Genomic DNA, 10,790 nt, shown 5'->3' with positions numbered 1-10,790 from the left:
ATTTAAACTAACTATATTTTCTAAATTTTGTTTTTGCCACTTTTGAACAATATCCCATAGATTCAAAATCCAAGGGTCTTTTTCAAAGTATAAATTTTCTCCATTTCCTTTTTCTTTTAAGAAATCTTCAATAACTTCTATCTTTCTATATAAATCTCTCTTTAAGTATTTTTTATAAAATGCATGAATTGTAAAATTTAAAAAAGTAAAAAATAAAAGTTCAGCTATTAAAATTATTTTTAGCATTCTTAGGGTATCTCCATAGTTTTTAGAAACTCTTACAACTACTCTTTCCCCCTCTTTATTGATTCTTTTAACTGCATAGTAAGCCATTGTTTCATCTGAAATACTACTCTTTCTTATATCGAACCCTGTTCCAGTATCTCTGACCTCCACAACCTCTTTTCTATTACTATGATTTTCTAGTTTTCCCTCTTCATTGTACTTTCTAGAGTCATATATAACTTTACCATCAAGGCTAATTATATTAAATCTCATATCTGAATTTTCAAATATCTGTTGGTAATCTTTCTTATCATACTCTTTAATTAAATTGGATATAATGAAAACATTTTCTTTCAAACTATTTCTCACTCCATCTCTATAGAGATGAGATAAAAATGATATATTAGTTATCACAAAAATTATTTCAATCATAACTATAAAAAAAAGAGCAATTATCTCCTTTCTTCTAATCTGTACCCAACTCCTTTCACTGTTTTTATGCACTCTGTTAAAAATGGAATCTTCTCTCTTAACTTCGATATATAAACATCTACTGTTCTATCTCCTGAATAGTAGTTACTGCCCCAAACTTTATCTAAAATCTTTTCTCTACTGACAACAATCCCCTTATTTTTCACTAGAAGTAGCAATAGATCATACTCTTTCTTAGATAGTTCAACCTCTTCTCCACTATTAGTCACTAGATGTTTATCCTCATCTATCTCCAAATCTAAAAATCTATTTCTTATCTTTTTATTTTTCTCTTGTTGGTTAAGTAATTTCTTTCCTCTTAATAATAGCTCTCTTGGATCAAAAGGTTTTTTCATATAGTCGTCTGCACCTATTTCTAATCCCTTTAACACATCTTCAACCTCTGTCTTAGCTGTTAACATTATAATATATGGAGTTCCATACTCATCCTCCATCTCTTTAACAATTTTTGTAAAATTTACCCCATCTAAATTTGGTAACATTAAATCTAAAATAATTAGCTCATGTTTATCCTTTTTTAAATACTTCAATCCCTCTAATCCATCAGATGCTACAGTTACTTTATACCCCTCTTTTGTAAAATAGTAATTTATTAATGCCTGTATCTCTAAATCATCTTCAACTACTAATACCTTCATATCATCTCTCCCTTTTTTTTCTATTATATCATAAATATAAAAAAGGTGTCCTTTTTTCATTGGGACACCTTTGTAATGTTATTTTACTGGAACAAACCCTTCGTCAGAAACTACTCTTTGTCCATCTGCTGATAATGCGAAATCAACTAATCCATTTACATTTTTATTGTCTGTATCTATAACATACCAATAGATTTCTCTTGCTATTGGATATTTTTTATCTGCTACATTTTGTACATTAGGTTCAATCGAGTCAACTTTTAAGCTTTTTACAGATTTGTCCATATATCCCATACCGATATATCCAATTGCATATTTATTATTTTTTATCTCCTGTTTTATAGCTTCATTTGAAGGCATATATAAAGTATTTTTTCCATACTCTGCATCCTTCTTTGTATTTTCCTCTCTTATGATATGCTCTTTAAAGAATTCGTGAGTACCTGAAGATGAATCTCTTGATAGAACAACTATTGCAGCATCTTCTCCACCTAACTCTTTCCAATTTGTAATCTCTCCTCTAAAGATTTTAGCTAAGTCTTGGTGTGTTAAATCATTGACTTTATTTCCTTCATTTACTATTACAGTGATTCCGTCATAACCTAAAACTACCTCTTTTATTTTTAATCCTTTTTCTTCAGCTGCCTTTACCTCTTTATCTTTTATATTTCTAGAAGCCATTCCAATATCAGCTGTTCCATTTATTAAAGATGAGATTCCAACTCCAGATCCTCCACCTGTTACAGCAATTCTAGCCTCTTTATTTTTCCCCATATACTCCTCTGCTATATATTGAGAAACATTTACTATTGTATCTGACCCCTTTACTTGAACAACTTTTGTTGCCATTGCTGTTGTTGAATAAGCTCCCATCATTACCATTAATCCCATTAAAAAAAACTTTTTCATTTTCATTTTTAAATTCACTCCTCCTAAATTTTTAAATTTTATCTTAATCTTGCTTTCTATCTTTATCATTTATGAATTAAGTATAAAACATCAATGTTAATCTAGTTTAAATTTAATGTAAAAAAATGGTAAAAAATATTTTACATTTTTTTTACATACAATTAATCCTATTTTAACAAGTAAGTTATATGATATTGCTATAAATATAAATTTTAGTTTAAAAATAGTTTAAAATTTTTTTAATTTTTTAACATAGTTTTAGGAGGTCATCATGCATAGTATAAGAAAGATTAAAGATTCTTTTATGAGTAAAGTACACTCAGTTATCGGAATCTTTAACATTCTAATCGTTATACTTATCTTTATTTTTATCTTAGTAAATAGCTTATCTTTCTTTAAAGAGTATCCTTTATCAAAATTTTTCTTCGGTACTGAATGGATCTCTCTATCTGGTAAATATGGACTTTTACCTCTTCTAGTAGGATCATTTTGGGTTACGCTAGTCGCTTTATGTATATCGATTCCTGTTGGAATTATAACAACTATATATATATCTGAGTTTGCTAATAAGAAAACTAAAAAAACTATTAAAATAATAATAGAAACAATGTCAGCTTTACCATCAGTAGTTTTAGGATATTTAGGTCTTTATATCCTATCTGGTTTTGTCAAGGATACCTTTCAATTAACTAGTGGTTTAAATGCTTTAACTGGTGGAATTATGCTATCTTTTATGGCTATTCCAACCATTGTTAGTCTATCGGATGATGCTTTAAATGCACTTGATAAATCTTATAGAGAAGCCTCACTGGCATTGGGAGCAAATAAGTTAGAAACAGTTTTTAAAGTTCTTTTACCTGCTGCTTTCCCTGGTATATTCGCCGGTATCATGTTAGGATTTGGTAGAATTATTGGTGAGACAATGGCTGTGTTGATGATAACTGGAAATGCGCCAATTATGGCTACTTCTCCTCTTTCTCCTGTAAGAACTTTAACGGCTACTATAGCTGCAGAAATGGGAGAGGTTGTTCAAGGAAGTCAACATTATCACGCACTATTTGCTATTGGATTAGTATTATTTGCCATCAGTTTTTTAACAAATAGTATAGCCGATAAATATATTCGTAAGTCAAGAAAGCTAATGGGAAAATAGGAGGATTATTAAAATGAAAATTTTAAAAGGAAAAAGTGGTGTAGCAATCGAATTATTTATTAAAGTAATTGCATTACTATCTGTCATACCAATCTTTTTAATTTTAGGTTATATTATATATAAGGGAGTTCCTGCAATCTCTTGGGATTTTTTAACTGAAGTTCCAAAAAGAGGTATGAGAGCTGGTGGTGTTCTTCCAGCTATTGTTGGTACTATCTACTTAACTCTTGGAACTATAGCTGTTTCCGTTCCATTTGGAGTTTTCACTGGAGTGTATCTTGTGGAATATGCGAACGATAATATTATAACAAGACTTATAAACTTGACTATTATCAATCTAGCTGGTATTCCAAGTATTATATATGGTCTTTTTGGAATGGCTCTATTCGTAATCTATTTTAAGTTTGGAGTTTCTATATTATCTGGTTCTTTAACACTTGGTATTATGTGTCTTCCAGTTATTATAACTGCCACAAGAGAAGCTCTTTTAGCTGTTCCTAATAGCCTAAGAGAAGCCTCACTTGCCCTTGGTGCAACAAAGTGGGAAACTATATCAAAGGTTGTAATCCCTGCTGCTTTACCAGGTATCTCCACTGGGGTTATACTTAGTATATCTAGAGCTGCTGGTGAAACTGCTCCAATACTATTTACAGCTGCAGCATTCTATCTACCATTTTTACCTGAATCAATCTTTGACCAGGTAATGGCATTACCATATCACCTATATGTTATATCGACTCAAGTTCCAAATATGCCTGAGAGCAATATGCATGGAACACTGTTTATACTGGTTTTTATAACTGTTGGATTCAACCTTATAGGTGCCTATATCAGGAATAAATTTGAAAAATAATCTCATATAATTTTGGAGGAATATAAATTATGAAACAAGACGTTAGAATATCTGTTAAGGATTTTAACTTTTACTATGGTGACTACAAAGCTTTAAAAAGTATAAATATGGATATAATGAAAAACAAGGTTACAGCTCTTATTGGACCATCAGGTTGCGGAAAGTCAACTTTTTTAAGGTCTTTAAATAGAATGAATGATTTAATATCTGGTATTAAATATGAGGGTGAAATTCTTCTTGATGATCAAAACATTTTTGATAAACAATTTGATATTGTTGAACTTAGAAAGAAGGTTGGAATGGTTTTTCAAAAACCTAATCCCTTCCCTAAATCAATCTATGAAAATTTAGTTTATGCCCCTAAACTACATGGAGAGACTGACAAGAAAAAGTTGGACGAGATTGTTGAATCATCTTTAAAAGCTGTTGCTCTATGGGATGAGGTTAAAGATAAGTTACATCAATCTGCTTTAGGTTTATCTGGAGGACAACAACAAAGACTTTGTATCGCAAGAGCTATATCTATCAACCCGGAAATTTTATTGATGGATGAACCAACATCAGCACTTGATCCTATATCAACATCTAAAATAGAGGAGTTAATTGTTGAACTTGCAAAAAACTATAGTATTGTCATTGTTACACACAATATGCAACAGGCCTCAAGAATATCTGATTATACAGGTTTCTTCTATCAGGGAGTGCTAGAAGAATTCGATGAGACTTCAAAGATATTTACCACTCCTAAGGTTAAGAAAACCGAGGATTATATAACAGGAAAATTTGGATAAAAAGGAGATTTTATGAGAACTTTAAATGAATCTTTAAAAGCTTTAGATGAGCACTACTTAGAAACATTAAAATATGTTGGTAGAAATTTTGACGTAAACCTAGAGATGCTTCAAAACAATAGTTTTAATCCAACTCTTTATGGAGAAGCTAAAATGATTGAAGATTTTATTAACTCTTTTGAAGTAAAATTAAAAGAGGATTCAATAATTACTATGGCAAGGTTCCAACCTGCTGCTAAAAACCTTAGAAAATTGGTTATGATTATAAACAGTGTAAGAGTTCTTGAGAGAATGGGAGACCTTTTAAAAGCTAACCTAACTCTAATTAAGGATATTGAGAAGAAATCCCCAAATCTGGCTTATGCTCTAAGTGAAAAAGTTTATCCCATAGCTAAAAAAATCAGAGGACTTTTTCAGATGTATGTGGATGCCTTTTTAAATGAGGATGTTAGTTTACTATACAATGTACTCTATTTAGATGAGGAGATTGACGATTTAATAAACTCTAATACTGAGTATTTTTTAAGTAAGATGAAGGAAACTTCTGACAATGTTGTTGGAGGATCTGAACTTATGCTTCTAGATAAAAAGTTTGAAAGATTATCAGACCATATAATACATCTAGCCAGTGATTTAATCTATATTTTAAATGGTGAAAATACTAGAAAAGCTGAGTTGGAAAGTAAAGGAAAAGGGAACCAATAATGGCTCCCTTTTTTAGCTTTCTCTTATTCCTATATAATCCGCTAATTCAATAAATTTTTGAATTTTATCTTTTGGAAAAATACTTAAACTCTTTTTAGAATCCTCTATCAGCTCTTTAAGTATCTCTCTACTTTTATCCATTCCAAATAAACTTGGATATGTTGTTTTCTCCAGTTCTAAATCACTTCCTACAGGTTTCCCAATCTTTTGAAAGTCTCCCTCTATATCCAAGATATCATCCTTGATTTGAAAAGCCAATCCTATGCATTCGGAGTATCTTTCTAAAGCCTTATACTCCTCTTTTGTCGCATCACAAATTATAGCTCCTATCTCCACTGGAAGCTTTATCAATTTTCCAGTTTTATTCTCATGGATATATTTTAATGTTTCCAATGGAACTTTTTTCTTTTCGCTTTCAATATCTATCATCTGTCCACCTATCATCCCATTTATACCTGCGTATCTAGATATCATACCTATAATCTTTATAAGTTTATCTGAAGATACGCCACAAGTTTCATCTGTTACAATGGAAAATGAGTGAGTTAACAGAGCGTCCCCTATCAATATAGCTTCCGCTTCTCCAAACTTTTTATGAGTTGTAAGCTTTCCTCTTCTATAATCATCGTTATCAAGAGCAGGTAAATCATCATGAACTAAGGAGTATGAATGAATCATCTCAATGGCAACTGCAATAGGTAATCCCAGACTTAAATCTCTTTCATATAGTTCAAGTACCATTAGTAAAAGAGTTGGTCTTAGCCTTTTACCGCCATTTAAAACAGAGTATCTCATTCCTTCTGCTATTACATTTGGGTATTCCAATTTATTTAAATAACACTCTATATTAAGATCTATTAACTCTCTTTGAGTTTTTAAGTAGTTTTTAAACATTTTCATCAACCTCTAAATTTACCTCATCTTTTTCTGAAGTAACTTTTATTACTTTTCCTTCCGCCTTATTTAAAATATCTGCGGATTTTTTTAATAATTTCATAGCTTTTTCATACTCTTTTATTGATTCATCTAAAGATAACTCTCCCTTATCTAATTTTTCAATTATAATATCGATTTCATTGGTATTATACTCAAAACTATCCTTTTTCATGAATCCTCCCTTAATCATTTATCTTGTATAGAATGTTACAACTTTTTTCCCATACTTTCTCTCATCTGATTTTCTAAACTCTCCAACTTCATCAGCCATATCCTCATACATATGATGTTCACAAATTATTAGTCCATTATCTGCCAATAGATTAGCTTTTGATATTGCTCTCATAACTTTTTCACAAACTTCATCTTTATATGGTGGATCCATAAAGATTATATCAAATTTTTCACCTTTTCTTCCTAGAATCTCAACAGCTCTTAAAACTTCATTTTTATAAGCTCTTGATTTATTCTCATATCCTAGGTTATTAATATTTTTTATTATATATTTTAATGCCTCTTGATCCTTTTCTATCATTACAGCTCTTCTAGCTCCTCTGCTTAAAGCCTCTAAAGCTATATTTCCTGTCCCACTAAAAAGGTCTAAAAATCTAGCATCAGTTATATATGGAGCTATTATAGAGAATAAAGATTCTTTTATACTATCTTGTGTAGGTCTAGTATCTGTTCCCTTTCTACACTCCAATCTTTTTCCTTTTGCTTCTCCTGCTATTATTCTCATCTTTTCACCTCTTTTTTATTAACAAATAAACATTGCGTCTCCGAAGCTAAAGAAATGATACTCCTCTTTTACTGCTTCAGCATACACATCTAACATAAACTCTCTAGTTGAAAGAGCAGAAACCAACATAAGAAGTGTCGACTTAGGTAGATGAAAATTTGTTATTAAAGCATCGATAACATGAAATTTATATCCTGGATATATAAATATATCTGTTGAACCCTTTCTTGAAATTAGGTTCCCATCCTTATCTACTGAAGACTCCAAAGCTCTAACTGTCGTTGTCCCAACAGCTATAATTCTTCTTTTCTCCTCTTTTGCTTTTTTTATTCTTTCAACAGTGTACTCAGGAATTTCAAATGCTTCCTCATGCATCTTATGGTCTAAAACATCTTCAGTTTGCACTGGTCTAAATGTTCCTAGTCCCACTTCCAAAAATACATCTAAAATCTCTATGCCTTTTCTTTTTATCTCCTCTAGTAACTCTTTTGTAAAGTGTAGTCCCGCCGTTGGCGCCGCTACCGATTCACCTTTTATTGCATACACAGTTTGATATCTATCCTTAGTTTCTAAAGCTTCCACTATATATGGAGGTAAAGGCATCTTTCCAAGTTTATCTAAAACCTCTTCAAATGCTCCCTCATAGTAAAATTTTAAAACTCTATTTCCATCCTCTTTTATCTCTAAAAGTTCTGCAACAAGTTCTTTATTGTTTCCAATTTCAAGTTTTTGACCAACCTTTAATTTTTTAGCTGGTTTTAAAAGACACTCCCATGTATCTAAACTTACTCTTTTTATTAAAAGTATTTCCAAAACTCCTCCAGTTTCCTTTTTTCCAAAAAGTCTAGCTGGAATAACTTTGGTTGAGTTTCTTACCAATACATCTCCCTCTTTTAAATAATCCAATATATTATAGAACTTTTTATGCTCCAATGTTTTGTTTTCTCTATTCACTATCATTAGTTTAGAGTGGTCTCTAGGCTCTCTAGGTTTTTGTCCTATTAACTCCTCTGGTAAATGATAATCGTAGTCAACTAATTTTGTCGACACTCTCTTCACCACTCTTTCTTCCTATTACTACTCTTTCTATTCCACCATAATCCTTTACAATAGCGATAATCTGGAACCCTGATTTTTTCATAAGTTCACTCACCTCTTGAGCTTGGTTATACCCAACTTCAAAAGCTAGATATCCTCCATCTTTTAGATATTTTGGTGCTTCCTCTGATATTTTCTTATAGAAGTAGTACCCATCTCCATTATCTGTTAATGCTCTTTGAGGTTCATGCTTCTTAACTTCAGGCATTAACTCCTCATACTCCTCCTGTGGAATATATGGTGGATTGGATATAATCATATCATAATCCATATCTTTTATATTTGAAAATACATCTGATTTTATAAATTTCAAGTTACTCTCTACATTATTTATTTTTCTATTTTCCACAGCTACTTCTAGAGCATCACCACTTATATCTGCACCTAAAACAGTTGCAGATGGTATCTCTTTAGCTATTGTTACAGATATAGCTCCACTTCCTGTACCTATATCTAAAACTTTTGGATTTTCTATCTCATTCAATATAAATTTACACTGTTCCACTAAAATCTCTGTATCTGCTCTAGGTATTAAGACTCTTTCATCAACCTTAAAAGGAAGCCCATAGAACTCCCACTCTCCTAGAAGATATTGTAGAGGTTTTTTCTCCTTGGCTCTTTTGTATAAAAGATCCTTTATCTCCTCTTTCTCTGCTAAACTTATCTCTTTTCTTAGATTCATTGAAAGAATGGTTCTCTTAACTTTTAACACATGAGCAAATATATATTCAGCGTCCAATCTACTGTCTATCACATCATTTTTCGCTAAATAATCGATACTTTTTTGTAATAGCGCCCTATTTTCTAGGGTACAATCTCTCTCTTTCGGTACGCTTATCTCCTCTTTTGGAAGCTCATCAAAATTCACTCTATTTCTAGCCATTGCCTTTAAATAACTCTTTATTTTTTCTTTTTGTTCTAGATTGAGCTCCATATCAAAATATGCATATAAAGTTATTCTTTCAAGATTTAACACATGGGATATAACTTTTTCACTCTCTAATCTGGGTTTTGAAAAGGAGTATTTTTTCAAATACTCCTCAGAAAATTTTAATATATCAAGTAATTTCATAATTACTCCACTGAACTTGAAAGCATTTCTGCTTGGGCAAATGTAGTTAGAGCGTCTATCATATCATCAATATCCCCATCTAGGAAAGCTTCTAATTGGTGAGCTGTATATTTGATTCTATGATCTGTTATTCTTCCCTGTGGGAAGTTGTATGTTCTTATTTTTTCAGATCTATCTCCTGAACCTACCTGTAATCTTCTTTCGCTTTCAACAGCTGATCTTTGCTTCTCTAACTCCATCTCATAAAGTTTTGAAGCCAAGTGTTTCATTGCTTTTTCTCTATTTTTTAACTGTGATCTTTCATCTTGACATTGAACTATAACTCCAGTAGGTAAGTGTGTTATTCTAACAGCTGAGTCTGTCATGTTAACGTGCTGACCTCCCGCTCCAGATGCTCTAAATGTATCAATTTTAAGATCAGATGGATTGATTTTAACGTCTTGAACCTCATCTACCTCTGGTAAAACAGCTACTGTTGCTGTAGATGTATGGATTCTTCCAGATGATTCTGTTTCAGGAACTCTTTGTACTCTATGAACTCCAGATTCAAACTTAAGTCTTGAATATGCACCTTGTCCATTTATAGAGAATACAGCTTCTTTTAAACCTCCAACACCAATCTCTTGTTTTTCAATTATTTCAATTTTCCATTTATGTCTCTCTGCATATCTAGTATACATTCTAAATAGATCTCCAGCGAATAGAGCAGCCTCATCTCCTCCAGCTCCTCCTCTGATCTCAATAATAACGTTTCTGTCATCATTAGGGTCTTTTGGTAATAGTAATACTTTCATCTCTTGCTCTATGTTAGGAATTATCTCTTCAATCTCTTTTAACTCCTCTTGCATCATATCTTTCATATCAGGGTCTTTCTCTCCTCTGATATTCTCTTTTATAAACTCTAAATCTTCTTGATATCTTTTATACTCTTTGTACTTTTCAACAATAGGTGTTATATCATTTAATGCTTTATTACACTCCATCATTTTCTTTGGATTGCTTAAAACTTCTGGAGAACCTAAAGCTTCTGTTAACTCATTAAACCTTACTACAACTTCTTCTAATTTAGTAAACACTCTCTTCACTCCTTTTTAATATCTATACTTTAACTTATAAATTATACCACACTTACTTTAAAAATAAAGTTCCATGACTTTAGCCAAATAACCCGCAGCATCA

The 10,790-nt window shown here is 31.5% G+C and carries 12 protein-coding genes and 1 pseudogene; 4 read left to right on the top strand and 9 right to left on the bottom strand.

Annotated elements, in window-relative coordinates; translation table 11 throughout:
- The 3 genes and pseudogenes from ACMOUI_RS06270 to ACMOUI_RS06260 form a co-directional block, all read right to left on the bottom strand.
- A pseudogene (locus ACMOUI_RS06270) lies at nt 1-657 on the bottom strand (hypothetical protein); the annotation flags it as partial.
- A gap of 20 nt (nt 658-677) precedes the next feature.
- A complete protein-coding gene (locus ACMOUI_RS06265) occupies nt 678-1,355 on the bottom strand; it encodes a response regulator transcription factor (protein ID WP_418964876.1) in 678 nt (225 codons plus the stop codon).
- Nucleotides 1,356-1,433: 78 nt separating this feature from the next.
- Nucleotides 1,434-2,270 carry a phosphate ABC transporter substrate-binding protein gene (locus tag ACMOUI_RS06260; protein WP_418964875.1) on the bottom strand — a complete coding sequence of 279 codons (837 nt, stop codon included), beginning with the start codon at nt 2,268-2,270 and terminating at the stop codon, nt 1,434-1,436.
- A 265-nt stretch (nt 2,271-2,535) separates the two neighbouring features.
- Here ACMOUI_RS06260 and pstC point away from each other — a divergent pair, with 265 nt between their 5' ends.
- The 4 genes from pstC to ACMOUI_RS06240 are packed head-to-tail and all read left to right on the top strand — an operon-like array spanning nt 2,536 to nt 5,766.
- Nucleotides 2,536-3,417, top strand: coding sequence for a phosphate ABC transporter permease subunit PstC (gene pstC, locus ACMOUI_RS06255; RefSeq protein WP_418964874.1), 882 nt, complete (start codon nt 2,536-2,538; stop codon nt 3,415-3,417).
- Nucleotides 3,418-3,430: 13 nt separating this feature from the next.
- The gene (pstA, locus tag ACMOUI_RS06250) at nt 3,431-4,270 is read left to right on the top strand and encodes a phosphate ABC transporter permease PstA (protein WP_418964873.1); all 840 of its coding nucleotides are present in this window, start codon (nt 3,431-3,433) and stop codon (nt 4,268-4,270) included.
- 29 nt (nt 4,271-4,299) lie between these two features.
- A complete protein-coding gene (gene pstB / locus ACMOUI_RS06245) occupies nt 4,300-5,061 on the top strand; it encodes a phosphate ABC transporter ATP-binding protein PstB (protein ID WP_418964872.1) in 762 nt (253 codons plus the stop codon).
- A 12-nt stretch (nt 5,062-5,073) separates the two neighbouring features.
- Nucleotides 5,074-5,766, top strand: coding sequence for a phosphate signaling complex PhoU family protein (locus tag ACMOUI_RS06240; protein ID WP_418964871.1), 693 nt, complete (start codon nt 5,074-5,076; stop codon nt 5,764-5,766).
- A gap of 12 nt (nt 5,767-5,778) precedes the next feature.
- Here ACMOUI_RS06240 and ACMOUI_RS06235 read toward each other — a convergent pair whose 3' ends face one another.
- Genes ACMOUI_RS06235 through prfA form a run of 6 tightly spaced genes read right to left on the bottom strand, consistent with a single transcriptional unit; the run spans nt 5,779 to nt 10,687 of the window.
- A complete protein-coding gene (locus ACMOUI_RS06235; protein ID WP_418964870.1) occupies nt 5,779-6,666 on the bottom strand; it encodes a polyprenyl synthetase family protein in 888 nt (295 codons plus the stop codon).
- Nucleotides 6,653-6,874, bottom strand: a complete 222-nt coding sequence (xseB, locus tag ACMOUI_RS06230; RefSeq protein ID WP_418964869.1) for an exodeoxyribonuclease VII small subunit — start codon at nt 6,872-6,874, stop codon at nt 6,653-6,655. Before xseB ends, ACMOUI_RS06235 begins: the two co-directional genes overlap by 14 nt.
- An 18-nt stretch (nt 6,875-6,892) precedes the next feature.
- Nucleotides 6,893-7,441, bottom strand: coding sequence for a 16S rRNA (guanine(966)-N(2))-methyltransferase RsmD (gene rsmD / locus ACMOUI_RS06225; protein WP_418964868.1), 549 nt, complete (start codon nt 7,439-7,441; stop codon nt 6,893-6,895).
- Nucleotides 7,442-7,459: 18 nt separating this feature from the next.
- Nucleotides 7,460-8,491, bottom strand: a complete 1,032-nt coding sequence (queA, locus tag ACMOUI_RS06220; RefSeq protein WP_418964867.1) for a tRNA preQ1(34) S-adenosylmethionine ribosyltransferase-isomerase QueA — start codon at nt 8,489-8,491, stop codon at nt 7,460-7,462.
- Nucleotides 8,472-9,611 (bottom strand): peptide chain release factor N(5)-glutamine methyltransferase, encoded by a 1,140-nt coding sequence (gene prmC / locus ACMOUI_RS06215; protein ID WP_418964866.1) that lies wholly within the window; start codon nt 9,609-9,611, stop codon nt 8,472-8,474. Before prmC ends, queA begins: the two co-directional genes overlap by 20 nt.
- 2 nt (nt 9,612-9,613) lie before the next feature.
- Complete coding sequence (prfA, locus tag ACMOUI_RS06210) at nt 9,614-10,687, bottom strand: peptide chain release factor 1 (protein ID WP_418964865.1); 1,074 nt, start codon at nt 10,685-10,687, stop codon at nt 9,614-9,616.
- Nucleotides 10,688-10,790: the final 103 nt, after the last annotated feature.

The sequence above is a fragment of the Cetobacterium sp. genome (assembly GCF_048470075.1).
Lineage (GTDB): Bacteria > Fusobacteriota > Fusobacteriia > Fusobacteriales > Fusobacteriaceae > Cetobacterium_A.
Note: the sequence above shows the minus strand (reverse complement) of the source record. Positions and strands in the feature narration are given on the sequence as shown.